The 24,516-nt window shown below is 54.6% G+C and carries 21 protein-coding genes; 6 read left to right on the forward strand and 15 right to left on the reverse strand.

The window, feature by feature from the left end; all coding sequences use genetic code 11:
- Window positions 1-94: 94 nt before the first annotated feature.
- The 7 genes from R3C20_06705 to trpB form a co-directional block, all read right to left on the reverse strand.
- Complete coding sequence (locus R3C20_06705) at window positions 95-736, reverse strand: winged helix-turn-helix transcriptional regulator (protein MEZ6040176.1); 642 nt, start codon at window positions 734-736, stop codon at window positions 95-97.
- A 309-nt stretch (window positions 737-1,045) separates the two neighbouring features.
- Window positions 1,046-2,791 (reverse strand): SufS family cysteine desulfurase, encoded by a 1,746-nt coding sequence (locus R3C20_06710; GenBank protein ID MEZ6040177.1) that lies wholly within the window; start codon window positions 2,789-2,791, stop codon window positions 1,046-1,048.
- Complete coding sequence (locus tag R3C20_06715; protein ID MEZ6040178.1) at window positions 2,788-3,855, reverse strand: Mrp/NBP35 family ATP-binding protein; 1,068 nt, start codon at window positions 3,853-3,855, stop codon at window positions 2,788-2,790. Before R3C20_06715 ends, R3C20_06710 begins: the two co-directional genes overlap by 4 nt.
- 161 nt (window positions 3,856-4,016) lie before the next feature.
- Window positions 4,017-5,504 carry an Asp-tRNA(Asn)/Glu-tRNA(Gln) amidotransferase subunit GatA gene (gatA, locus tag R3C20_06720; GenBank protein ID MEZ6040179.1) on the reverse strand — a complete coding sequence of 496 codons (1,488 nt, stop codon included), beginning with the start codon at window positions 5,502-5,504 and terminating at the stop codon, window positions 4,017-4,019.
- A 6-nt stretch (window positions 5,505-5,510) separates the two neighbouring features.
- Entirely contained in the window at window positions 5,511-5,801 is a 291-nt protein-coding gene (gatC, locus tag R3C20_06725) for an Asp-tRNA(Asn)/Glu-tRNA(Gln) amidotransferase subunit GatC (protein MEZ6040180.1), read from the reverse strand.
- Window positions 5,802-5,846: 45 nt separating this feature from the next.
- Window positions 5,847-6,713 (reverse strand): methylenetetrahydrofolate reductase [NAD(P)H], encoded by an 867-nt coding sequence (gene metF / locus R3C20_06730; protein MEZ6040181.1) that lies wholly within the window; start codon window positions 6,711-6,713, stop codon window positions 5,847-5,849.
- A gap of 99 nt (window positions 6,714-6,812) precedes the next feature.
- Window positions 6,813-8,039 carry a tryptophan synthase subunit beta gene (gene trpB / locus R3C20_06735; GenBank protein ID MEZ6040182.1) on the reverse strand — a complete coding sequence of 409 codons (1,227 nt, stop codon included), beginning with the start codon at window positions 8,037-8,039 and terminating at the stop codon, window positions 6,813-6,815.
- Window positions 8,040-8,653: 614 nt separating this feature from the next.
- Between trpB and R3C20_06740 the strand changes: the two genes are divergently transcribed.
- Window positions 8,654-9,397: a metal-dependent hydrolase gene (locus R3C20_06740; GenBank protein ID MEZ6040183.1), complete on the forward strand. Its 744-nt coding sequence runs from the start codon at window positions 8,654-8,656 to the stop codon at window positions 9,395-9,397.
- Between the two features lie 90 nt (window positions 9,398-9,487).
- Here R3C20_06740 and R3C20_06745 read toward each other — a convergent pair whose 3' ends face one another.
- The 5 genes from R3C20_06745 to R3C20_06765 form a co-directional block, all read right to left on the reverse strand.
- The gene (locus tag R3C20_06745; GenBank protein ID MEZ6040184.1) at window positions 9,488-9,856 is read right to left on the reverse strand and encodes a cupin domain-containing protein; all 369 of its coding nucleotides are present in this window, start codon (window positions 9,854-9,856) and stop codon (window positions 9,488-9,490) included.
- Between the two features lie 123 nt (window positions 9,857-9,979).
- Window positions 9,980-10,609 (reverse strand): hypothetical protein, encoded by a 630-nt coding sequence (locus tag R3C20_06750; protein ID MEZ6040185.1) that lies wholly within the window; start codon window positions 10,607-10,609, stop codon window positions 9,980-9,982.
- A gap of 51 nt (window positions 10,610-10,660) precedes the next feature.
- The gene (locus R3C20_06755; GenBank protein MEZ6040186.1) at window positions 10,661-11,308 is read right to left on the reverse strand and encodes a sigma-70 family RNA polymerase sigma factor; all 648 of its coding nucleotides are present in this window, start codon (window positions 11,306-11,308) and stop codon (window positions 10,661-10,663) included.
- Between the two features lie 98 nt (window positions 11,309-11,406).
- Window positions 11,407-12,396: an adenosine kinase gene (locus R3C20_06760; protein MEZ6040187.1), complete on the reverse strand. Its 990-nt coding sequence runs from the start codon at window positions 12,394-12,396 to the stop codon at window positions 11,407-11,409.
- Window positions 12,397-12,538: 142 nt separating this feature from the next.
- Window positions 12,539-15,706, reverse strand: a complete 3,168-nt coding sequence (locus R3C20_06765; GenBank protein MEZ6040188.1) for a hypothetical protein — start codon at window positions 15,704-15,706, stop codon at window positions 12,539-12,541.
- A gap of 428 nt (window positions 15,707-16,134) precedes the next feature.
- Here R3C20_06765 and R3C20_06770 point away from each other — a divergent pair, with 428 nt between their 5' ends.
- Window positions 16,135-17,058: a hypothetical protein gene (locus R3C20_06770; GenBank protein MEZ6040189.1), complete on the forward strand. Its 924-nt coding sequence runs from the start codon at window positions 16,135-16,137 to the stop codon at window positions 17,056-17,058.
- Window positions 17,059-17,087: 29 nt separating this feature from the next.
- Window positions 17,088-19,313 (forward strand): serine/threonine-protein kinase, encoded by a 2,226-nt coding sequence (locus R3C20_06775; protein ID MEZ6040190.1) that lies wholly within the window; start codon window positions 17,088-17,090, stop codon window positions 19,311-19,313.
- 59 nt (window positions 19,314-19,372) lie between these two features.
- Here the strand turns inward: R3C20_06775 and R3C20_06780 are convergent, their stop codons facing one another.
- Window positions 19,373-19,681 (reverse strand): hypothetical protein, encoded by a 309-nt coding sequence (locus R3C20_06780; GenBank protein MEZ6040191.1) that lies wholly within the window; start codon window positions 19,679-19,681, stop codon window positions 19,373-19,375.
- Between the two features lie 495 nt (window positions 19,682-20,176).
- On the opposite strand from R3C20_06780, the gene R3C20_06785 reads away from it, so the two are divergent.
- From R3C20_06785 to hemA, 3 genes are all read left to right on the forward strand, one after another.
- Window positions 20,177-21,007 carry a phosphoenolpyruvate hydrolase family protein gene (locus tag R3C20_06785; protein ID MEZ6040192.1) on the forward strand — a complete coding sequence of 277 codons (831 nt, stop codon included), beginning with the start codon at window positions 20,177-20,179 and terminating at the stop codon, window positions 21,005-21,007.
- Window positions 21,008-21,117: 110 nt separating this feature from the next.
- Window positions 21,118-22,089, forward strand: a complete 972-nt coding sequence (ccsA, locus tag R3C20_06790; protein ID MEZ6040193.1) for a cytochrome c biogenesis protein CcsA — start codon at window positions 21,118-21,120, stop codon at window positions 22,087-22,089.
- Window positions 22,086-23,369: a glutamyl-tRNA reductase gene (gene hemA / locus R3C20_06795; GenBank protein MEZ6040194.1), complete on the forward strand. Its 1,284-nt coding sequence runs from the start codon at window positions 22,086-22,088 to the stop codon at window positions 23,367-23,369. Before ccsA ends, hemA begins: the two co-directional genes overlap by 4 nt.
- A gap of 86 nt (window positions 23,370-23,455) precedes the next feature.
- On the opposite strand, the gene R3C20_06800 is transcribed toward hemA, so the two are convergent.
- On the reverse strand, window positions 23,456-23,752 hold the full coding sequence (locus R3C20_06800; GenBank protein MEZ6040195.1) for an FmdB family transcriptional regulator: 297 nt from the start codon (window positions 23,750-23,752) through the stop codon (window positions 23,456-23,458).
- A 73-nt stretch (window positions 23,753-23,825) separates the two neighbouring features.
- A complete protein-coding gene (locus R3C20_06805) occupies window positions 23,826-24,275 on the reverse strand; it encodes a transcriptional repressor (GenBank protein ID MEZ6040196.1) in 450 nt (149 codons plus the stop codon).
- Window positions 24,276-24,516 lie beyond the last annotated feature (241 nt).

Raw genomic sequence — 24,516 nt, forward strand, 5'->3', positions numbered from 1 at the left:
CTGTGCGGGAAGTGCAGTCACGGAATCTACCAGCCTCAGTATTCGATGCAATCGACGATGTCTGTTTCCCTGAAATGACTTGAATTTCTGCGATTTATCCCGAGGCGGGTTCTTCACTTTTCACGTGAAACTCGCAGCAACTATGCCCGTCTCGACAACGATTTCCAAACTCGACAGGAGACCCAAGGACCTGCTCCAGAACCTGACGTTCGACCTGACAGATCGTCTCGTCAATCTCTGCAAGCATCGGAAACGGACAAAAGGTTTCCCGCAGGATATGAAGACCGCCAGATCGCTCGGCCTCGACACTGAATCCACTGGCCTTCAACTCCGACGCCAGACGCCGAACCCGGTCATCGACGTTAGATTCCTCTTTCCCACTCTGCTGATATCGCTTCGCAAACGCATCCTGAACCTGACTGATCAGCCGACTTCGCAGCTCGCTGTCTTCAACACCAATAATGGTTTTCCACAGGACGATCGCAAGTTCCCGATAGTTTTCACCGAGGGCATGCAATCCTTCCGGACTTAGGTGATAGCAGTGGCGTGGTCGCCCACGCGTCTGACTTTGCAAGTCCGAAAACAAAAGCCCGGCGGATTCAAGACGCGCCAGCCGTTGCCGAATTGCCGTCCGCGTCACTCCCAGCAGATCGCAAAGTTCCGGAATATCCGCACCGGAACACCGGTGGATAAATTCGAGAATTTCGCGGTCGCGAGGATCGATGGAGAACTGCATTGGATATTTCGCAACGAACAGATTCGGTTCCTGAATGCCAGCAGATATCGACTACTAACGTCAGGATGATACTCATTTCGATCAATTTGGCAATTTAATGTGCCAAAAATGACAGAGATGAGATCATGTCTCAGAGAGTTCCGAAGAGGGCCGATTCGAAGTCGCACTTGCGCGAATCAGGCCAGCGGCGCAGAGTGATCGCCTGAGCAGCACAGGGAAAGCGGACTGGCCCCCACCAAACGTGTCGGCCGGACGCCATCCATTCGCCGATGCACCCGAATCCGGATGCCGTTCCTGAATCCTTCCAAGTCAACGCCGCAATTTCTTAATCGCGTCTTTGACTGCGGACACCAGTCGTTCCACATCGTCCAGGGTATTGTACGCTGCGAGACTTGCACGCGTGGTCGCCGTGACTCCCAGATGATCGTGCAGAGGCATCGTGCAATGGTGGCCATGGCGTGTGAATACAGCATGCTGGTCCAGGATTGCCGCCAGATCTTCCGGGTGGACGCCCTCGATACGAAAGGAAATGATTCCTCCCCGTTCTCTGAGCGGAGGACCAAAAATAGTCAGGCCATCCACCTGCAGCAGTTTCTCCCATGCAGATGCCAGAAGCACTTGTTCATGTTTGTGGATTTGGTTGAGTCCAACGTCCTGAACCCAGCGGATGGCTTCTCCCAAAGCAATCGCCTGAACGATTGGCAATGTTCCGGGCTCAAATCTTGCCGGAGGCTCCGCCCATTCAGAACGATCGCGGAAGACACGACTGATCATGTGCCCGCCGAAAAGGACAGGATCTGTTTCTTCCAGAGCCTCACGGCTGCCATAGAGAACCCCGACCCCGGTTGGTCCGTACAACTTATGTCCACTGAACACCAGAAAATCGACTGGGGCCGACTGAACGTCGGTGGGCAGATGCGGAACGCTTTGTGCCGCGTCGACAACAATTCTTGCCCCGACCGCGTGTGCCTTTTCGGTCAGGACACCAATGGGGTTCACCGTACCCAGCATGTTTGACATACCGCAGACAGCAACAATTTTTGTGCGTGGCGTCAGGACGCTGTCGAGTTGTGTCAGGTCGAACTGTCCATCATCGGTGAGCGGGATGAATCGAAGGGTTGCACCTGTCTGAAGTGCCAGTTGTTGCCATGGAACGAAGTTCGCATGGTGTTCCATGAGAGAGATCAGAATCTCATCCCCGGCTTTGACATGTCGACGCCCCCATCCAAAGGCAATCATGTTCAGCGCAATCGTCGTGCCTGCAGTAAAGGCAACTTGCTGGCTGGACGGAGCATTCAGGAATGATGCAATTCGACTTCGTGAAGCCTCCAGTTCATCATCGATCCGCGCGCCGAATGCGTAACGACCACGATACGCATTCGCGAAGTATTGCTCCTCAACTTCACGTTCCTTCTCAATCACACAGACTGGCTTCTGCGCAGAAGCTCCGCTGTCCAGATAGGCAGACGTGAGGCCACCGGGGAGAGGGCGCATCAGGACAGGAAACTGGGATCGAATCTCTTCGACGTCGAATGGTGTGTGATTTTCAACCGGGGAACCTGGATCGCCGGCGCGGATGACAACCTCCGCCGATTTCCCCCTGGCCGCGGTTTCAGTTGAGGATGCCTTTTGTGTTCCACCGGCTCGACTTGCTGCAAACGACAACACTCTTTCAACCATTCCACGCAATCCGTTGCGTCGTTGTGGAGAGATATGCTGTTGGATATTCAGGCGTTTGAATACGTCCTGAATATCAAAATCCAGGATTTGTTGCGCTGTCTTGCCGGAATAGGCAGCCAGAAGAATGGTGATGAGTCCTCTTACGATCTGAGAATCGCTGTCCGCGCGAATGGTTAACGGTGCGTCAACTGCATCGCTATCGCTGGTCGCAACCATCCAAACCTGACTCTGGCATCCATGGACCCGATTCTCTTCGGTCTTTGCTTCGTCCGGAAACTCAGCCAGGTCGAAACCAATTTCCAGAAGATACTGCGACTGATCCATTGGATCGAGGTCAGCAAATTCCTCGAAGATTTCGTTCAGTGTGATGCTCACAGTATCTCCAGGACTGGCCCCGAAGGAGATCGAACCAGCTCTTTGACGACCTGCATGGCAACGTTCTGACAAACCTGAAGCAGGTCCTGGCGAGAAGGGTTTTCTTCTGTCAAAAGCTGCATCATTGCGCCACGGTCGCAGTATTCACGAATGCATCCGTTCATCGGGACTTCACCAAGGAACGGGACTTTCAGCTCATCAGCAACCTTCTTCGCCCCACCTCGGCCAAACACTTCGCCCGACATATTCTCAACGAACCCCAATACAGGGACATTGACTTTTTGATACATGTCCACAGCTTTGATGGCGTCCAGAAGAGCGACCTGCTGCGGCGTGCAGACGATCACCGCGCCGGCAAGACCAACCTGTTGAGACAATGTCAGCGAGACGTCTCCGGTGCCGGGAGGCAGATCGATAATCAGATAGTCCAGTTCTCCCCAGAGGGTATCTTTCAGGAACTGCGTCAACGCTTTGTGAAGCATTGGACCACGCCAGACCACGGACTGGCCCTGTTCGATGAAGAAACCCATCGACATCAGCTTGAGCCCATTCACGTCAATTGGCTCCATCCGAACCGCCTTGTTGCCGTGCTCGTCCATTAATTCCGTAGCGGCTGGGCGACCGGAAGCTCCAAGCATATGTGGAATACTCGGACCGTAGACATCGGCGTCCATCAGGCCCACGCGGCAGCCCATGGCATGAAGTCCGCAGGCCAGAGCCGCCGCAACAGTACTCTTGCCAACTCCACCCTTACCGCTGCCGACCGCAATAATGTTGTGGATCTTCAATCCGACGCGGCCGCCAGCATCTTTGCCACGAACCGAAGACGATACGGAAACTTCGAGTGACTGACCTTCGTCGAGCAGGGGTGTGACAGACTGGGAGACCAGCGTCTTCAGTTGCTCTGCCGCAGGATACGCAGGCGTCGGCAGGGTGATCGCTACTGAGACTTTCTCGGGTGTCGCAGCAACATCACCGATGAAACGCAACTCTGCCAGCGATCGCTCAAGCAGAGGATCGATGATTTGTGAGACGACGCTTCGAACCTGTTCACTTCTGGCCATGGAATGCGATGCTTTACTCTTGAAATGGGCCATTATCCAGTGTCGCAACCGGACAGACGTCAATGACTGTTCGATAAAAGACGGGCAGAACCTTCTGCTCCGACATCCTAGGCGGATGCCACGCGTTATCAACGATCGGCGCGATTCGTCTTCTGGAATTTCTAAGGACCGGGGGTCGCGCGATGCCAATCTGTCAGTTGTTGAAACTGATCGGCCACCTGAAACAGCAATGGATCTCGACGTGTGGCTGTCATCAACTGAAGGCCAACGGGCAGCCTTTGTGATGTCAGGCCACAGGGGATAGAAATCCCCGGAATTCCGGCAAGATTCGCGCTGATGGTGTAGATGTCGCTCAGATACATTGCCAGTGGATCGTCGTGATTCGTGCCCAGTTCGAAGGCTGCAGTCGGAGCCACTGGCGATGCAATGACATCGACTTCGGCGAAAGCCCGCATGAAGTCTTCACTGATGCGTCGGCGGACCTTCAGCGCTTTCAAATAGTAAGCGTCGTAATAACCCGCGGACAGAGCGAATGTCCCCAGCATGATTCGCCGTTTGACTTCGGCTCCAAAGGATTCCCCGCGACTCTGGCAATACAGGTCGATCATGTCGGCTGACTTTTCAGCCCGGTGTCCGTAATGAATTCCGTCATACCGAGCCAGATTACTTGATGCCTCACTGCACGCAATCAGGTAGTAGGCTGCAATCGAATACTTCGAATGGGGCAGGCTGACGTTGTGAACAGTCGCCCCTGACTGCTTTAGCGACTCGATGGCGGACTGCACACGATCTCGAACCTCGGCCGACAGTCCATCGCCAAAATGCTCATCGACCACACCGATTCTTAACCCCGTGAGAAGGCCTGATTTCCGGCGACAATCTTCGATATGCTGAACGGCCGTGTTTGCTGGAAACTCGGAATCATTCAGGGAGGTGGCATCCCGCGGATCGTGCCTGGCAATTACGTCGTACAGAATCGCGGCGCCGTAGGCATCTCTCGCGAGCGGGCCAATCTGATCCAGTGAACTGGCGTAGGCCACCAACCCATATCTTGACACCCTGCCGTAAGTCGGCTTCATGCCGACAACACCACAGAACCCGGCGGGCTGGCGAATCGATCCGCCCGTGTCCGAACCCAGAGCCAGTGGAACCATTCCCGCGGCAACGGCGACAGCAGAACCGCCGCTCGAACCACCAGCCGTATGATTTGTTTTCCACGGATTCCTGGCTGAACCGGCGTACGATGTCTCGGTGGTTGACCCCATCGCAAACTCGTCCATATTCAGCTTACCGACGATCACGCCGTCGGCCGCGAAAATCCGTTCGGTGACGTTCGCATCATAGGGCGGGACAAAGTTCTGCAGCATTCGGCTACCGCAGGTCGTTGGTCTGCCTTTCGTACAAATGTTGTCCTTCAGGGCAATGGGAAGCCCCTGCAACGACCCGACAGGCTGGCCCGCCATCCTTCGCTGATCGATTTCATCCGCTTGCTGCAGCGCTTCGGCTGCCTGTACAGAAAGAAATGCATTCAGAGTAGGATTCTGCCGCTCAATCTGTTCAAGACACTGCTCCGTCAACTGACGAGAGGTTAGCTGTCCCGACTGAAGAGCATCAATCAGCTGCAATGTGCTTCGAGAGTTATTGGTCATCGATATCTATTTCTTTTCTTCAAGGATGCGCGGAACCATGAAGAATTGACCGTCTGTCTGCGGCGAATTCGAAAGGGCGAGTTCACGGGGCAGCGAAGGTTTCTGAACGTCGTCGCGATAGACATTCTGTAACTCAACGGCATGAGGCATCGGGGCGACACCTTCGATATCAACTTCATCCAGCAATCGAACGTAATCCAGAACTGCCGTCAATTGTTTGCCGAATTCTTCAGCTTCCTGATCGGACAGTTTCAGCCTGGCAAGCGATGCCACTTTTTGTACTTCTGATCGATCCATGTCGAATCCACTCCAGCCAAACTACAGCCTTGTATTGCGTGACCATCAGCCTTTTAACGCGTTCAGAATCTTCTGGCAGGCGTCAGACTTATTGAGCGCGTAGAAGTGAATTCCGGGAACACCCTCCGCTCGAAGTTGTTCACACTGCTTCACGGCGTGTTCGACTCCAATCTCAAACTGAGCTGCGCTATCGTCTTTGACGGCTTCCAGACGCTGCGCGAGTGCATCGGGGAAAATCGTGCCACACATCGACGTAATGCGTTTGATCCTTGCAAAGTCTGTGATCGGCATGATTCCCGGGACGATTGGTAGAGTCATGCCCAACTGGCCGCAGGCGTCGCGAAACCGGTAAAAGCTGTCATTGACAAAGAACAGCTGCGTGAAAATTGCGTCGGCGCCGGCATCAACTTTGCGTTTCAGATTCAGCAGGTCTGTTTCCATTGATGGAGCTTCAATATGCTTTTCGGGGTATCCGGCGACTCCAATGCCGAATTCCGGATGAGCGGAACGAATCAGTTCGACCAGCTCATTCGCATTTGCCAGCCCGCCATCCGCTGGCTTGAAGTTCTTTTGACCTTCAGGAGGATCCCCTCGCAAAGCCATAATATTATGAACACCTGCTGACTTCGCTTCTTCCAGCCAGGAAAGCAGTTCCTCACGCGTGGAGCCGACGCACGTGAAGTGGGCCATCGCCGTGCTTTTCAGTTCGTTCTGTATATGCTGGCACCAGTAGACAGTTCGATCTCGCGTTGAACCACCTGCTCCATATGTGCAGGAAACGAATGCGGGGTGATAAGCCATTAAAGTCTGAAGATGTCGCTTAAGAGCGACGTCACCATCAGACGTCTTCGGAGGAAAGATCTCAATCGAGACCACAAACTCATCGTTCGCAAACATTTCGGAGAGTTGCATTCGAACCTTAACCTGCTGATATCAATTTCGGGGCACATTGCGTCGTCACCACGGGCGGCGCAGAACGTTGGGGTGGCTGATGCTTGTCGAGCACCGAGGCTACATTTCCTGCCCTGTCAGGCGGGCCACTTCGTTGACGTCTTTGTCACCACGGCCACTCAGACACACCACGATGATGTCGTCTTTGCTGCGGTTGGCGGCTGCTTTCATCGCGTAGGCAATCGCGTGCGATGTTTCGATTGCCGGAAGGATACCCTCGGATCGCGCCATCGTTGTGAAGGCAGCCAACGCTTCATCGTCCCGAATATCGACGTAATTCACTCGTCCCGTATCCTTCCAGTAACTGTGCTCCGGTCCGACACCGGGGTAGTCGAGTCCGGCAGAGATCGAATGAACGTCGGATGTCTGACCGTCGTCATTCTGCAGCACATAGCTGTAGCTGCCATGCAGAATGCCAGGTTTTCCGTGGCTGAGCGTACTGGCGTGATCACCCGGATTCGGGCCGCGGCCGCCAGCCTCAACCCCGGTTAGCGCGACACTGTCATCGTCAACAAATGGGTAAAACATCCCGGCGGAATTCGAACCACCACCCACGCACGCGATCACTTCGTCCGGCAATCGTCCTGTCTTCTGAAGGCACTGTTCGCGGGCTTCCCGACCAATGACAGCCTGAAAATCCCGCACCATCATCGGAAACGGGTGCGGTCCCACCACACTTCCAATGATGTAATGAGTGTCACGAACTGAAGCCATCCAGTCACGCATGGCTTCATTGATTGCGTCGCGTAAAGTTCGTGAACCGGTCGTCACCGGGCGAACCTCGGCCCCCATCGTCCTCATGTTAAAAACATTCAGCTTCTGACGACGGACATCCTCTTCCCCCATGTAAACAACGCAGGGAAGACCAAATCGGGCACACGCGGTCGCAGTCGCAACGCCGTGCTGTCCGGCGCCAGTTTCCGCAATGACTCGCGTTTTTCCCATGCGTTTGGTCAGCAGCACCTGCCCGATCGTGTTGTTGATCTTGTGTGCACCCGTCAGATTCAGGTCTTCGCGTTTAAAGTAAATCTTCGCACCGCCGCATTTTTCGGTGAGCCGTTCGGCGAAATACAGAGGATTGGGGCGGCCCACATAGTTCTGGAGAAGATCGTTCAGCTGATGCTGAAACTCCGGATCATTGCGAGCTGCCTCGTATGCCGCGGTCAATTCATCCAGCGCGTACATCAGCGTTTCGGGAACGAAACGACGACCAAATTCACCGAACCGACCACGAACATCCGGTACAGCGCTGAGAGGTGTCGATGAGGGCACGGAACTAACCGACATAGGAATGCATCCAGTTCAATTGATCTACCAAATAAAGCCGAACAACCAGTACGCCGCATTGAATCGAAGTCTGTAGCGACGCTATTCCGACAGGAGAATTGAAGCAGAATTCGCGACAAATCCGAGTGTTCCAGAATCTCTGTGCGGCAATTTCGCAACTTTCGATCATCGTTACCGCCAAAACCGAAGCAGTTTAAAGAGATAAATTCCAGCTTTTTAACGCAAACCAGCTAACGCAAACCAGGGGGCCTTTACTCCAGGACCTCCCCGCAAATCGTACCAGACGCATCCGTTCCCCAACGTTTGGACGTCCACTGGCTTCCGATTTCAATTTCGCAACGCTTCTCGGCTGGCTCCATCCAGGACCATTGGTTTCCACCTGATTGCCACACGGCTACTTCCCGGACGCCGTCCACCCAGTGGATATTGGATTGGTCACATCTGTCCCGGACAGACGTCATTTTCTGTTTTCATCAACGGTGATTAAACCTGCCGGCAGATTCTGCCGGAATTTCACTGCGTCATGGTCCCGATTGGTTCCCATCCCGCTTCCCAGTCAGCGAAACACTCGAAAGAGTCGCTGACAAATCGGGTTGTGCCGATATTGTGGAGGTATGGCAGGATACCGGGAACATGTCACAGTCAGTGGTCTTCTGGGGATTGCGTATTCCCTGGCCGCTGTTTTCCTTTTTGGCTACACGGCAGTGCAGGCGACGATTGCTGCTGCGCTGACGTGGATCGCCGGGATGTTGCCCGATTTGGACTCAGAAAGTGGCCGGCCGGTTAAGGAACTCACCGGTGTGACCGCTGCGCTGGCACCGCTGCTCCTTCTTCAGAATGTTCACGCTCTTGGTGTCAGCGACGATCGATGCATGCTGTTCGCCCTGTTGTCCTACGCGTTCGCAAAGTACGGAGGCGCCTTTCTGCTTGGCAAACTGACGGTGCATCGAGGGATGTTTCACAGCATACCGGCCCTGATTATCGCCGCGGAACTCACGTTTGTGGCTTATCACAGCGATGACGTACGTGTCCGACTTCTGATGGGGATTGGCGTCGGAATTGGCTTCTTGTCACACCTTGTGCTGGATGAAATGTATAGCGTCCAGTGGGATGGCTCACGGGTTCGCCTCAAGAAGTCAGCCGGAACTGCGATGAAATTCTTCGGCGACGAAGCGATTCCAAACGGTGTTGCCCTGGGGATGTTGCTGCTGCTTTCCTATGTTTCGCTTGTCCAGGCTGGAATCGTCAGGGAGCCCGGCACGGAGCCCGCTCCGGATGTCATCCAGGTGACCACGGAACTCGATGATGCCCCGCCATTCCGCATCGCAGGCGAACCAGAGGACACTCAGTTAAGATAGCAGACCGGGCGCAGTATGCCTCATCACTTGCGGATGAGCGGCATTCCAGTGAAGAAAGCATCGGATGAATGTCTTCCTGCGTCGCGACCACTAGTCGAACCATTCGTCCTCGGGATTAAACTCCGGCAGCACGATGATCAGCACCTTCATGCGACCAAGTGCGCGGTGCCTTACACCAGGCGGAATGACGATGCATTGCCCCTGGCGCACCGGAATGATCTCGCCATCCAGTTCCATTTGAGCGTCCGGGAGGCACTCCAGGAAGAAGTAAGTCTCCGTCAAAGTCTTATGATAGTGCAGCCTGGCGTTTTCGCTGATCTCTGTGACGTGGACGGTTCCGGGAAACTCAGGCACGCCATGGAATGCTCGCCGAGCGGTGCCGCATGGACACGGGACTCCCGAAATTGATGAGAAATCCGCAATGCGCCATCGGCGATTCTCGTCCATATTCTTCTCCATGTCCGGATTTCCCATCCTGCGATTCTGATTGCTCCTCCTGACCTTCTCGGCCTCGATCTTTCACGCGAGCGAAGCGACGCGCAAAGAATCTCGAAACGCCTGTCTCAGCGGATGCCAGGGAGATCAGAATGAGTCCGAAGACTTACCTGCGATATCAGGCATTGGGACAAGATCATTGGGCTGAAAACGCAGGTAGCCGGCGAGCGACCCATCCGGATTCAGCACGGGAAAAGCATTTCTATTTGCCTGCTGTGGATTCGCGACTGGCATCGCCTGCGGAGCGTTGACGACGGGCTGAGCACTGTATTGAGGCGTCAAAGACGAAACATGAGCGTATCCGTCTGAACCGATATTCGCCACAGGCAGGTTACTAACAATCGAAATGACAGCCAGAGCAAGGGAGCAAACGCACAAGGCGGCCACACGAGTATTGAATTGTTTTCGAACGACAAATTGCGGTTTTCGCTGTGGAAGACGATCAGAAATCCGACTCCACACAGAACCTGACCTTGAAGAAGAAGCAGCAGACCGGATTGAATCCGCCCCCTGAACTGTCACTGATCGATATTCAGTCGTTCCGGGATCAAAATCTCTCAAGACATGCAAGGCAGACATCGCCTGCAACATTCCCGAGTTGTACGCCCTGCATTCGCTGCATTTCTCCATGTGTCCAGCCAGCGCATGCTCTTCGTCGTGAGGAAGATCACCGCCAGCATCCAAATGAATCAAGTGTCGAGCATCAGCGCAAATCATGTCATTTTCCCTGACTACAAATTCGTCTCTGTGAAACCTCGTCATGCATCACTACGAAAGCTGTTCTTCCTCGATGCTCCGTTCGCGACGTTCCCAGGCTTCCTTGAACATCTTTCTGGCTTCAGCCAGTCGCCAGCGAACAGTGGCCTCACTCCGATCGGTGATCGCAGCAACTTCCGATGTGCAAAACCCTTCGAGATCACGAAGAACCAGGACCGTCCGATAGGTTTCCGGAAGTTGCTCCATGACGAGATGCACCTCCTGAGCCAGGTCCCGATCCGTTCGCGGATCGGCAGCAGCCGGATCCGGAGCGCCATCCTCGCCTACCTCCGAAAACATGGTCCACCGACCACGACGTTTCACTTTTCGAAGATGGTCGTACGTCAGATTCACGGCCAGGCGGAACAGCCACGGACCGAATCGACGAGACGGGTCAAATTGTTCCAGTCTTTCCCAGGCACGTAGAAACGACTCCTGCTGGAGATCGGCTGCAAGTTCCTGATCCGGGACAAAACGACGAATCACCTTCAAAACGCGACGTTCGTAACGATGAACCAGTGCTCCGAATGCTTCGTGATCACCACTCCTCGCCTGATTGACAAGACGTGCCTCACTCGCCGACGGCAGGTTTTCTGCGCCTTCAGGTTCAGCCATCTCATCCGGGGATGTTTCCCCACCCGGCTCGGACATCTTCAGCATCTCGGTGCCTTTCTGAGTTGGTTTACGCAGAAGGGCACATCAGTGTTGGAACGAACTTGTCAGTCAGTGGGCAAAATCTGTGGTCATTCGTCGGGTTTTCAGGACATCAGGGCCTGAATCTCGACGGCAGTGAACTTCTTTTCCATTCGAGCCCCCAGTTGCGATACAATTCTGGCGGCTGCGTGAGACGCCAGATGTCCGGACTGTTTCCAGGAAAACCCATTGGTAATCCCATAGAGCAGAGCGCCGGCGTACATATCTCCCGCACCTGTCGTGTCGATGGCCTTTGTGCTGACCCCTTCAATAGCGATCGCCTCACCGTCATGCATCAGGATCGACCCGTTAGCTCCGAGTGTCATTGCAACGTTTTCTGCGTGGCGATGCAGCTCCGCAGCACAGTCAATCGGATCCGTTTTACGCGTCAGGCTACGGGCCTCTTCCTCATTGCAGAAAAACAGGTCGACAGGGCCTTCAACCAGAGACCAGATCTCGTCGCGAACTAAATTACAGAGAAACGGATCGGATGCGGTGAAAGCCACTTTGCACCCATGCTTCTTCGCAAGGTTAATTGCCTTGTAAGCCGCCGCCTTCGTCGACTCTCCGGTTAGCAGGTAGCCCTCAACATAAACATACCTGGCCTGCCGAATCTGATCTTCATCGATATCCGATTCGGAAAGTGTGGCTGACACGCCCAGATTTGTCAGCATCGTGCGTTGCGCATCCTCTGAAATCAGAACCGCGCAGGTTCCTGTTTGACCACTCGCAGCCTGCGGAGCAGCGACCTGAACGCCAAGCTTTCGCATATCCTCCAGAAAAAACTCGCCCATGACGTCCGTACTGACTTTTCCGGCATACGCAGCCGTGCCTCCAAAATCAGCCACGCCGACAATCGTATTTGCTGCAGAACCACCTGCACAGCGATTCAGCGGTTTCCCCTGAAGCTGTTGAAGCACCCTGGCCTGTGAAGCGTCATCAACAAGCGTCATGATTCCCTTGTCGAAGCCCGTTGATAACAACCATGCGTCATCAACCTGCGCCTGCACATCCACCAGGGCGTTTCCAACACCAAATACGTCAATCGTCATCATCTGGTCCTGTCTCGGATCTCGTAAAAAATCAATGAGTTCCGAACGATACCAGATTCAAAACGGGCATGGACAGGGAAACCGCTGGTCCGTGTTCACTCAATCTCAAAACAGGTGTTGCCCCGGGGACTGAGGTGTGCTCGCGTCATTCAATCGTCAACTGAATGCCAACGGAAGCACTAATTTTCGCACCACCTTCTGATTGAGCGTGGAGAGAGAGGTTTGGTATTTCTCCCACGGCTGCGTTGTCCGGCGTTGTGATTGACAGCTCAAACGCTGTGTCCGTGCTGCTCAGGTTTGCAGAACTGGCGGAATACCCTTTTGGCAGACCCACAATCTGAAGCTGAGTTGCCGCCTGGAACTGGGGATGTCGAACGATCCTGCCACGAAGAGTAACGCTGGAATTCTTTGTTGCTTTCAAAACGGTCGTGTCGGGTTGCACAACAACGGCGTCATCCACAGCAAACCGTACAGGAGCCGTCCATGCCACATTTTCGCCGGAAGCCTGCAGCGGCTGGTCAACAAAGGACGCACTGATGACTGCGTTGATGAAGGCATCGGCGACCTCCGAAGGTACGCCGATCCGGAGCAAATGCACGTCCTGCGATGAGGGGCCAAACTGAAACTCGGAAACAGACACCCGTGGTATCGGGGCGGACTTCGGGTCTGCCGGATTACTCAGGCGAACTGATTCCGTTGTCTGCATTTCAAAACGAACAAAGGCAGGCATAGGGCCAAATGGCAGCAGTTTCACTGGCAAAACAGAAGGAATTCCCCTTAACAGGATCGGTGGTACACCATCCACAAGCAATGTGGCGGCTAACTCAGGAGAGGCTGTTGTTGGAAGCTCAAACACAGGTTGTGTCAGTTGACTTTGACCAGGCAATCCGGATGCTGGTCGAAGGATGGCAGATACCTGTGGACCGGGCCCCTCGGAATACCCTGTGATTGACAGTCCCTCAGAAAGGCCGTTCCCGTTCGGATCGTTGACCCGGCGCGTCAGCGTGACGAACAATGTCTGATTTGTTTCACTGGCTGGCAGGATCTCGGGCACAATCGAAACTCCATCCATGCCGCTTGGGGCCAGACGGATCGGGCCGGTGTATCTGAACGAAGGTGACTGCCGAACGACCTGAACCTGAACCGGGACCGAACCGTTCGCAGGCAGCCGAAGCGATTGAGCATCTGTGAGTAACTCAAATCCGGGACGATCCTTTCGGCAAACCATACACCTGTAAACAGCACCTGGGTTTCCGCGCTCGGTGAAGTCCGTGATACGAACGGTAAGCTGAGTGACATCCTTAGGCACAGTGTAGTCAAGCGAAGGATCGATCGTACCGGTCGCGCCATCAGAAAACGCGACGCGTTGTTCGCCCTGATAAATCGCAAGCGAGGGCCTGAGCGATGAGTTAATTTCTCTTGCGCGAACCTCGAAACGCAGAGCCTGCCCGCTCGTCACTGTCAACATGAACGTATCAACCTCGCCGGGGTTGGCGATTCGCCCATTCACAAAGAGCGGCTCAAAGGGAGCCTTTGTCATGGTCGCATCGATCGGTTTCTCGTCGAATGTTCCTTCTATGGGTTCAGATACTTCCTGACTTTCTGCCGTGATCAACGCTGGAAGTGGGGTCAGCGGGGAAGAGCCATCGACACGAAAACCGTTGCTCCCGGAGACAATACTGTACTCGCCGCCCACACCATTTTCGCCGACACTTCGTAAACCTGCCCCCTGTCCAACGGCAGGAGGATAAACACCGGATGTATCCTGAAGGTCACCAAGTATCAGCCGAAATACGCTGTTGCCGGGCGCACGGAACTGAAGATCATGCACCTCAACGAAGTAGATCCCGTCGTCGGGAAGTTCAGCAACGGCCCTCGTATCTCCGACCAGTTGTGGCTTCTGCCACTGGACGGCCAGCGGAGTTCCGTTGGCCGTCTTGATCTCAACGACCGGATCCAGCCGCGAACCAAGCCGCCTGGCTTCCACTTCCGCGACGATGCGCTGGCCAGCTTTTCCTGAAAGATAAACCTGCTTTTGTTCAGTGCCGGAGATCATTCCCGACACGGCAAGTGGCAGGGTTTCCGCAGGTTTTTCGGCAGAGAATGAGTCCACCGGGAATTCGGGGAGCCTGTCAATCGAAATCACAACAGGGGAGCTCACGCCATGCTCCGTCACAATTCTTGCGGAGTATCGACCAGGCAACGTTGTGTCAGGAATGTCGATATCAAATGTCTGTGAGTTGGCCTTACCACCTTCCACGCAAGTGACCTGCCAGTCGCGTTGAGCAAACTGCAACATGCCGTTCAATAAATTGCGGCCCTCCAGCGTCAGACGATTCTTCTGACCTATGGTCAGGCCGTATTGAGATGCTCGGGTGATTACTGGTGCCGGCACGACCGCCGCCGATCCTCCCGATTGCTCTTTCAGGATAGGACCAGCTTCCGCGCCGGCAGACTCCCGGAACAGACCGGCTGCCTGAGCATCGTCCAGCGCGACGGGAAAAACGCGGATTTGATCGCAAATGACTTTTGCGTATTCACCGCCAACAAAGCTTGCGCCAACAGTCAATGGTGTATCGCTTCGGCAGTTGGACAACTGAACATCCTGAAGCCACGCCGATGTTCCTTCAACGAATCCAGCGGTGACCCGCACGGGTGTTGCTGGCTTTCCATTGACGTACAAACGAATGACGACGTCGTCTTTTTCCGAGTCACTATCGGCTCCCGGGGCATCCTGTGTCGCGAATGTGGCGGAAAGGTGGACGCGTCGTCGAAATCCAAGGACATCCCTGAATGGGAACACGGCCACCTTGAATCCGGTTCCGTCATTCACGTACACCTGAAACGCGTCATTGCCTGGGTGAAAATTGATTCCGTAATTCGTCTTGTTCTTTCCGTCCGGCTGACGTTTGGCGATTAACCCATGCATTGTTTGATCTGAAAGTGGATGCAGACTGGCGAAAAAACCGCTGATCGTTGCCTGTTCTGCCAAATCCAGATCGACGCTGCTGGAAATCGTAGCGACCTGCTGAAGGGCGTCGTCGATCAAAACGGCCGAGCCCTGAAGTCCACCTGTAAATAAGCCGGGCAGGACGGTTATGCCCTGTGGAAATACAATCTGATCTTTCGACGTACCCGACACGGCAGAATCCTGACCGGCCGCTCCTTTTTCTGGTTTCGCGTCGTCCAGATTGACCTCAACGGTTGCCAATGCCGCGACGTCGTCCGCGAATGCGTCCGTTGAGCCGAGGGGTCCTGCAATTGCAATAATCGACAGAAAGAGGGCGATCAATCGGAGAAACGGCACCTGCATGGGCTCAGTTTCCAGTTGGATGTGGAGGGAGGCGGGGAAGGCACGACTGAGATTTCAGTATCCACCATCGTGGCAAACTTCTACTCGTTCGGCAAGCAGTCGGGCGAAAACAGGTGACAAGGACCGATCAGGAGTGATCATTTGCCTTTAACGGTCGTAGGGGCTGTAAATCTCCTTGACGGTGCCAAATTCACCCTTTTAGCATGACTGGCGGGTTTTGGAGAGATGCGGCGACTTAAACGGTGCAGTAGACTGTGGCGAAAGCGGCAGGTTCGCTTCAGCCAAGTTCTCAGGGTTATCATTTGCCCGAACCTGGTTCCGAAGTCAGCCCCAACTCTCCGCCGATCAGTTCCTTTAGGACTTTGCGCCCAATTCATGTTCTTAGATCGACCTGTCCCTGACCCAACAGGGCTGTCGGAGTGACTTTGATGATCAACCTACGCCGACTCGTTGCATTCCTGAACATCGTAGGCCTCGGATTTGTGCTCGCACTGGGAGCCAAACTGGGGAAGCGTTCCAATGAGATTGCGGTGCAGTTGACGGCCGCGAAGTCGGCGTCGGAAAAGGCTGCCGAAGCTGCGAACAAGGCGCAGGTGGAACTGGCAACCGCAGAATCAGAACTCTCTCGCGTGAAACTCGGCTGGGGCTACGAATGGGTGATCCCGCCAGGCGGTCAGGTGGGGCAGGTACAAAAATCCGGGATCAATCTGGCTGTGACCGGTGTTGGTACCAACAATGGGCTTCAGGAAAGACGTGTGACCGAGAACGGTCAGGAACGCCTCATCCCGCCAACCGTGCACGTCTTTGTCCCGGACGGGCAGCAGGGATCACGCTACATTGGGGAATTCCGGGGTACCGCTGGCGGTCTCGGGCCAACAAGTGCAACGCTGGAGCCAACCTGGCCTGTCACTCAGCAGGAAGTGGCCAGCTGGGATTTCAGTCAGGGAGTCCGGCTTCGTTCGCAGGTTCCTCCGGGCGAGCGACTGGCAATTGAGGGACTGACTCAGGAGATCCAGCGGACTCTCCTGCTGGCCCGGTCAACGAATTCCAACATCCAGAACCAGAAATCCCTGCTCGACGGTGCGAAAAGCGATCTGGCCGCTCGCAAGGGTGAATTGACGGGCGATCCATCAAAGCCTGCGATTGCCGATCGGCCCGAACTGACAGTCGGGTTGGTCCAGGCCCTCGAAGACCTTGAAGAAGAACGCAATGCAACGATGCTGGCGGTTGATGAACTGCGTCGCCAGATCTATTCTGCCGAAAATGAGCGTGAGCGGCGTGTACAGGAACTGGCTGGTGCCGCTACGCAACTTCCCAAGCCTGAGTCACAGGTTTCTCAGAGCAATCAGTAATTGTTGCTCGCAGAACACTGGATGTGTCGGTGACGGATCACGATCGACAATCCTCAAAGGCTGGTGAAAGCGACGAGACTGTGCGCGATGCACAGTGGGATGCCATCGCTGTTTGCATCGAGTCGTTCCAGCAGGCCTGGGATGAAGGTCAGATCCCGGATGTTCGAGACTATATCGAACTCGTGCCGAATGATTATCAGTACCCGGCTCTCATAGAACTTGTGAAGCTGGATCTGGAGAATCGCTGGGCGGCCGGATTGCGACGTCTGGTGGAAGATTACGCCGATGATTTTCCGGAACTGACGGAGATTCCCGACGAACTGATTTTTGAGGAATATCACGTCCGCCGCAGCCATGGCGACAAAGTGACAGCGGATGAAATCTGCGAACGATTTCCGTCCCAACGCAGCCGGTTACTGTCTGTTCTCGCAGTGACGCCGTCTCTCGCAAAGTCTCTTCAGGATCGCCTGGAAGGCGGGGCCTGGAAGACAGTTTACCCGGGGCAACAGATCGGTGATTTTGAACTGCTGCTGGAACTTGGAGCTGGCGCCTTTGCAAAGGTGTTCTACGCTCGACAAAGATCGATGCAGCGTCTGGTGGCTTTAAAAGTATCTGCCGATCGTGGTGCAGAAGGAATGACGCTCGCTCAGCTGGATCACGAACACATCGTTCGCGTCTACGATCAGCTCAGAATGCCTGAAAAGGAACTCCGACTGCTCTACATGCAGTTCGTGGCCGGCGGGACGCTGCAGAACATCATTCAGAACATGCGACACTATTCCCGGGCAGAATGGAACGGGCGTCTGTTTCTCAGCATCATTGACCAGGTCGTTATGGATCGGGGAGGAACGTCGCCGGAAGCGTCCGACTTGCGTCATCAAATCGAAGAAATGTCGTGGTCCCATCTCGTCTGCTGGATTGGTGCAAGGCTTGCAAGCGCTCTTGAGTACGCACATCGGCAACGAGTCCTTCATCGTGATCTCAAGCCTGCCAATATCCTTTTGACTGCAGAGGGCTCTCCCAGACTGGCTGACTTTAATATCAGTTTCGGAGCGGGTCTTGAGGGAGTTTCGGTCACCGATCACTTTGGTGGCAGTCTGGCTTATATGCCACCGGAACAGTTGCGAGCCGTTGACCCGGGCACAAACGTCGATGCGACAGCAGTCAATGCCAGGTCGGATATTTACAGTCTCGGCGTTGTCTTGTGGGAACTGCTTACCGGGGAACGCCCTTTCATCGACCCGCAGGCAAAAAGCGGCACGATTGAGCAGTTGAAGGAGATGATTGAAACGCGGCAACGCGGCCCTCGACTTTTTCGGGGCCAAATACCGGGGCTGGAAGAGACACGTGGCTTATCGAGTGTTTTGAAGTTATGCCTGTCATTTGAACCCGAACAACGACCGGGCGATGCCCTCGAAGTTGAACGCGAGTTGCAGCTGTGCATGGATCCGGAAGCACAGGAGCTGTTGAGTTTTTCAAGTCGTGGCGTCGGCAAACTTGCGTGCCGGTTTCCGGTGCTGGTCGTAATTCTCGCGACTGTCATTCCGAATGGCGTGGGTGCTTTCTTCAACTTTCACTACAACCGGGATGAAATTATCGATCAGATTCCCGAATCGCTGGATGCATTTATGCGTCTGCAAACGGTGATCAATGCGGTGACTTTTCCACTGGGGATTTTCCTGGGCGTCCGTTTGATTCGTTCCGTCGTCCGAATTGTTGGGGGCGACAGAAGAGAACAACCCGATACAGATGCCCTCGTAATCCGACGCAGGGATTGTCTGAATCTGGGGCGTGTGGTGACGGCCTTGTCCCTGACATTGTGGCTTGTGGCTGCTCCAGTCTACCCGATTTGTCTGCATATCATGCGAGGACAGGTGCCCGTCTCAATTTACGGTCACTTCCTGACTTCTTTAGCAGTCTGCGGACTCATCGCTTCTGCCTACCCCTTTCTGTTCGTCTCTGTTATCGCCGTACGCTTCTACTATCCATCACTGATGCGATGGGATTCGTTTCAGCGCGATGACGTACGCAACCTGCACTTGCTTGGGCAGGCGTCATGGATGGCTCTCGCGCTCGCAGCGCTGGTGCCAATGATTGGCACGGCGCTGATGACGCTGTTTTCAGAAGGCCATCATGCCTCCACCCTGGCACTAACGGTTGGAGGTGCGACGGGGTTTGGCCTGGCGGTACCGCTTTTTCGACGACTGCATCGCGACATCGATATTCTGGTTCGAACAATCAATGCCGTGCGATGAGCCTGGCATCGGCAATCCGGCAGGATCACCGACGGCCAGATGACGCTGGAAGCTGCGGATCAAATCAGGTCGCCGAGTTGCACAACGCTTTTCAGACAACCCACGGTGTCCCTGCCGTGTTTGATGACGTCAGTACAAATTCGTTCGAAATCCGCAGCAACTGCAATTTGTGGCGTATCTGCGAACTGCTGCAACATCTCTTTGCCGACAACGATATGTTCGCGTCCTTTGTTGTCTTTCACAACAATTGAAAGCACCGAACCGGTCTCGACTTCGTATTCCACGACGGAAGGCTTTTGTTTGTTCCATTCCACTCGATAGATCTTGGAACCTCGACGGAAGCGAGGAATTCTTTTGCCCTTGGCCATGAGGGGACTTTCCTTTGGCAGATTTCTGCGACGCGTCTTAGCTGAAACTGCGTCTGTACTTGAATGCGAGGACTGTAAAACAACAGCGACTCGGTGTGGGTCAAGGTGTGGTGCCGTGGGAAATCGACGCTTCGGGCAGGAGAAGAAGGCATGGTGTAGAGAAGCGACGTATCTGAGGTCAGGTGAGTGATCTTGCCAGCTTATGATCAGTGTTTCAAGTGGGTTCGTGGGGCTCATTCACCAATTTCACCTGGAATGGGAACACGAACATGGATGGCCGAATAGGCGCACCATACCCTGCACGTTTTGGTGTGACTCCCCTTGCGTCATAGGTGTTCCATTGGCCCAGGGAAGGGAAAGCCAGGGTCGGCGGCGTATTTAAATGGAAGTGGGTCAACTTTTTGAATGATTCGATGTATCGTCCCCGGATGTACCATTCGAACTGTCTACCAGGCATTCGGGTAGAAAAGCCTTCCCCCAAAGGATCGAAATTCAGTGCGTGAGAATCGTGACAAAATTCTGAATCGTCTCCGACGAAAGCGAGAAAAAGGACTGCCAATCATCGGCGGCGGTGCCGGAACGGGCATCAGTGCGAAGTGCGAAGAAGCTGGCGGTATTGATCTCATCGTTATCTACAACTCGGGCCGCTATCGAATGGCGGGACGAGGATCGCTGTCGGGACTCATGCCGTACGGAAACGCCAATCAGATTGTTCGCGAAATGGCGTATGAAGTACTTACGGCAGTTCGTCACACACCCGTCCTTGCGGGGGTCTGCGGGACGGATCCTTTCATGATTCGGGATCACTTTCTGAAAGAACTTAGTGAACTGGGCTTCGCTGGAATTCAGAATTTTCCGACGGTGGGGCTGATTGATGGCGTCTTCAGGGCCAATCTGGAAGAAACCGGCATGGGCTTCGGTCTGGAAATCGAATTGATTGCTGCTGCCAGCCAGTTGAACATGCTGACTACCCCTTACGCGTTTAACGAATCGGAGGCCGAAGAACTGACGCGTGCAGGCGCGGACATCATCGTTGCTCACATGGGATTAACGACCAGCGGCACAATTGGTGCTTCGACCGCCCTGACGCTGGAGGAATCCGCGGAACGCGTGGCCGTGATAGCCAGCGCAGCTCGCAAAGTAAGGCCAGACGTACTTGTCCTTTGCCATGGCGGGCCGATAGCCATGCCAAAGGACGCGCAATTCATCATGGATCGAGTAAAATCAGTTGACGGCTTTTACGGAGCGAGTTCCATGGAAAGACTACCAACGGAGATCGCAATGACACAGCAAGTCCGTGATTTCGTCAACCTGCGCCGAACTTAGTGCTCCGGATGTGAATTTGTGGATGTTCCGGGAATGTCGTAAGAACAGTCAACACCGAGGCCGATGCCGCGGTTTCAAAGCAGGGGGCAATCCCCCGAGGATGGTGCGCGGTGGAATTCCTCGCAAAAGTTCATATCTCCTGTTTCCTTCTCAGCTATCTGGTTTCCCTGATTGGTGAAATCTCGCAGCTGTTCCGTGGACGCACGCGATGGATGCGTGTCACCGTTCTTTCTTTTACCGTGGCTGGTCTAATTGCCCACACCTCCTATCTGGTTGCACGAAGCCGGACTGCCGGGCTGCCTCCGCTGATGACCAGCGGTCAGGACTGGCTTCTTGTGCTTGCGTGGCTGGGAGTCGCGCTCTATCTGGTTTTGCTGACAACACATGACACTCTGAGCCACGGACTGTTCATGCTGCCGGCTGTGCTGCTTCTGGTGATCGTGGCGGTGTTTGTCAGCGATACTGCAACGTCACAGGTGCACGAAGTTGCGATTCGACGCTGGGGAATGTTGCACGCAGCGTCTCTGGTTCTGGGAATGGCGGCCGTTCTCGGATCCACAGTGACGGCCATCATGTACCTCCTGAACCATCAAAAGCTCAGAAACCGAAGTCCGTGGTTGAGTCGTTTTCAGCTGCCAAGCCTGGAAAGCCTTTCGGCAATTAATCGGTGGATGGTCATCTTTTCGGCTCCGTGTCTGACGGCTGGTCTGCTGACAGGTTTCGTTTTGCTGGCCATGTCCAACCGCAACGACACAACAATCCGGATTCCCTGGACCGACCCGACAATTGTAACAACCGTGGTGATGTGGATCGCAATGGTGCTGATGCTGCTTCGTCTGCTGAACAGCGAACACCACAGCGGAAAATCAATCGCCCAGCTCTCACTGATCAGCGGAGGTTTTTTGCTTCTTACGATCCTTGGCCCAATGCTGCTCGCCGAAACAGGGGCAATGAAAACTTTCCATGGGCAGAATGCCGAAAGGGAAAGTAATGGCAGTGCTCAATCGCAGGGCAACATCGCCACGGAATCGTCTTTGCCCGGGAATGGGCTGCCGGAACGAAATGCAGGAGATCAGCAATGAATGTGCTGGTCGTGAGCTGCAATCACCACAATGCCGGGGTCAACATTCGAGAAAAGCTTGCATTTTCGAATGAATCGCAACTGATCCGGGCTTACGCCAACTGGAAGGGACGCTACCCGAATTCAGAACTCGTCGTTCTGTCGACATGTAATCGTGTTGAGATTTATGCGGCCGATGAGGACGATGATGAGGGCGTTTCTTTTGACGATATTACTCGCTTTATTTCGGAGTTCCATAACGTCCCCACCGATGAGTTTGTCCAGTCAGTGCTGGCACAGCACGGCACGAGCGCCGTTTCTCACCTCTTTGAAGTGACCTGCAGCATCGATAGCATGGTTCTCGGTGAGCCACAGATTGTGAATCAGGTCAAGGAAGCATACCGGGTCGCGCAGGAAAACGATGCCTGTGGTCCACTGACCAATGTGTTGTTTCAGCAGGCCCTGAATGTTTCCGGACGAGTTCGTACTGAGACACGTTTGGCAGAAGGCCGGGTTTCTATTGCCAGCGTCGCTGTTGGTGAATTCGGCCGCAACATTTTCAGCCGTTTCGACAACAAGACGGTGCTCGTCATCGGCGCGGGGGAAATGGCTGAGGAGACTTTGCAGTATCTCAAGAGCGAAGGTGTGCAGAAAATTGTTGTGATTAACCGAAGCCGGGACCGAGCAGATAAGCTGGCAGCGGCTTTCGGAGGCGATGTATATGATTTCGATGAACTTGACGAATGGCTTGCGAAAGCTGATGTGATCGTCAGCACAACGGGTGCAGCACAGACACTGATCACTCGCGAGAGATTTGCCGCGGTCAGAGCTAAATCTCGCCGACATCCCGTGTTCATCCTGGACCTTGCCGCGCCTCGCGACTTCGATCCCGGGATTGCAGAGCTTGACGACAACGTTTTCCTTTACGATATCGATGCGCTCGAAGAAACGTGTCAAAAGAACCGGTCATTGCGAGAGGCCGAAGTCCAGCGTGCCCGTGAAATCATCGCGGAGCAGACCGACCGTTTCATGCAGGAAATCTATCACCGAGCGACAGGCCCGGTCATCCACAGGCTCCGTGAACACTGGACCGATATCAGCCGGGGTGAGCTGGATCGCCTTTATCGAAAGCTGCCGGATCTGAATGCCGATCAGCGAGTCGCGATTGAGGCCACCATTCAACGCATTGTCAACAAGCTGCTTCATCCCCCGCTGGAAGCGCTCAAAGATGAAGCCCGCGCTGGTACCCCGGACGGACTGTTGCACGCCATTCGGCGACTATTTCAGATTCGTGACAAATGACTTCGTGAGAAATGACGCTGTCAACCGCGCGACCCGATGCGCGACGCCGATGCAGCCGCGCCAGGGCCGCCGAACCTGTCCCGGCGTTAATCCTGTCCCGGTGTCAGGCGTTCCGGACCGGAACCGACGGCCTTTTTGTAGCCATCTTTGGATTTAACGTATTTGGTGAATCCCAGTCGATCCAGGTTCTTATCGCTGAGGTCCGCCTCGATCTTCCCTGACGATGACTTGCAATTGATGCCGGCAGCCGTGATGACCCGGCGCACAGGACGTCCGTTCTCGGGATGAACGATCAGGGCGTCATCACGGATGCTCTGGAGGTACTCAAAGGTTTCTCCGGCTGTCCCGTCATCATTCAGATACTGGTAAACGTAGATCGGCATAGATAGACCATCAGAGTGTTTTGAGAGATCAATTGATGTGATTCCGGAGCAATGACTTCACCAGGCTCCGTCCTTAACTGCGGTCTGAACGGCACTGTGAGCAGTGTCCTTTCAGAAGGACTTCCTTGATGTCTCCAATCCGAGCGACAATGGAAATCTGCACTTCATCATGGGACAGGCACGTAATACTGCCGCAATCGGTACACAGGAGATGCGGGTGGACAGCAGCATCGCTGGCGATCCCGGAGCTTGTTTCGATCAATTCGTACCGCCAGACGTGATCCCCCAGTTCCATACGTCGGGCCAGGCCGGAATCGGACAGGTCATTCAGTGTTCGGAAAATGGTGGATTTATCAAATCCCCGTTCTTCCAATTCCTGACAGGCCTCCTGATGGCTTGCGGGAGAAAGAATTCCGGAAAGGTACTGCACCACCGCAACGCGACAGGGCGTCGCGCGCAGACCAGCCTTTCGCAACAGGTTGCGGGCCTGTGGGAGCGATGGAATTGAGGAAGAATTTGTCATCGCGTGAGATTGAATCAGTTAAGTGTGTGTTTTCACAGTGGCAGCATACCAGGCGGCCACGAGAACTCCAAAGGCTGAGCGATATTTCCGTTTTTGCAGCCTCCTTTACATTGCACGGGGCGACTTCTGTTCGAACTCCGGAACAGGCCCTTCTTGACTTCTGACGGCACACGAACCGTGTATACTGCCACAACTGCCGCATAACCTGGCTTGCTGTTTGCGGGGCCTGGGCCGACTGGCC

Source organism: Planctomycetaceae bacterium, assembly GCA_041398825.1.
Taxonomy (GTDB): domain Bacteria; phylum Planctomycetota; class Planctomycetia; order Planctomycetales; family Planctomycetaceae; genus F1-80-MAGs062.

Excerpts from the sequence above, each read along its gene's own strand:
- R3C20_06705 (MEZ6040176.1), bottom strand. The coding sequence starts at position 736 with ATGCAGTTCTCCATCGATCCTCGCGACCGCGAAATTCTCGAATTTATC.
- R3C20_06715 (MEZ6040178.1), bottom strand. The coding sequence starts at position 3,855 with ATGGCCAGAAGTGAACAGGTTCGAAGCGTCGTCTCACAAATCATCGAT.
- gatA (MEZ6040179.1), bottom strand. The coding sequence starts at position 5,504 with ATGACCAATAACTCTCGAAGCACATTGCAGCTGATTGATGCTCTTCAG.
- gatC (MEZ6040180.1), bottom strand. The coding sequence starts at position 5,801 with ATGGATCGATCAGAAGTACAAAAAGTGGCATCGCTTGCCAGGCTGAAA.
- metF (MEZ6040181.1), bottom strand. The coding sequence starts at position 6,713 with ATGCAACTCTCCGAAATGTTTGCGAACGATGAGTTTGTGGTCTCGATT.
- trpB (MEZ6040182.1), bottom strand. The coding sequence starts at position 8,039 with ATGTCGGTTAGTTCCGTGCCCTCATCGACACCTCTCAGCGCTGTACCG.
- R3C20_06740 (MEZ6040183.1), top strand. The coding sequence starts at position 8,654 with ATGGCAGGATACCGGGAACATGTCACAGTCAGTGGTCTTCTGGGGATT.
- R3C20_06745 (MEZ6040184.1), bottom strand. The coding sequence starts at position 9,856 with ATGGAGAAGAATATGGACGAGAATCGCCGATGGCGCATTGCGGATTTC.
- R3C20_06750 (MEZ6040185.1), bottom strand. The coding sequence starts at position 10,609 with ATGATTTGCGCTGATGCTCGACACTTGATTCATTTGGATGCTGGCGGT.
- R3C20_06755 (MEZ6040186.1), bottom strand. The coding sequence starts at position 11,308 with ATGCTGAAGATGTCCGAGCCGGGTGGGGAAACATCCCCGGATGAGATG.
- R3C20_06760 (MEZ6040187.1), bottom strand. The coding sequence starts at position 12,396 with ATGATGACGATTGACGTATTTGGTGTTGGAAACGCCCTGGTGGATGTG.
- R3C20_06765 (MEZ6040188.1), bottom strand. The coding sequence starts at position 15,706 with ATGCAGGTGCCGTTTCTCCGATTGATCGCCCTCTTTCTGTCGATTATT.
- R3C20_06770 (MEZ6040189.1), top strand. The coding sequence starts at position 16,135 with ATGATCAACCTACGCCGACTCGTTGCATTCCTGAACATCGTAGGCCTC.
- R3C20_06780 (MEZ6040191.1), bottom strand. The coding sequence starts at position 19,681 with ATGGCCAAGGGCAAAAGAATTCCTCGCTTCCGTCGAGGTTCCAAGATC.
- hemA (MEZ6040194.1), top strand. The coding sequence starts at position 22,086 with ATGAATGTGCTGGTCGTGAGCTGCAATCACCACAATGCCGGGGTCAAC.
- R3C20_06800 (MEZ6040195.1), bottom strand. The coding sequence starts at position 23,752 with ATGCCGATCTACGTTTACCAGTATCTGAATGATGACGGGACAGCCGGA.
- R3C20_06805 (MEZ6040196.1), bottom strand. The coding sequence starts at position 24,275 with ATGACAAATTCTTCCTCAATTCCATCGCTCCCACAGGCCCGCAACCTG.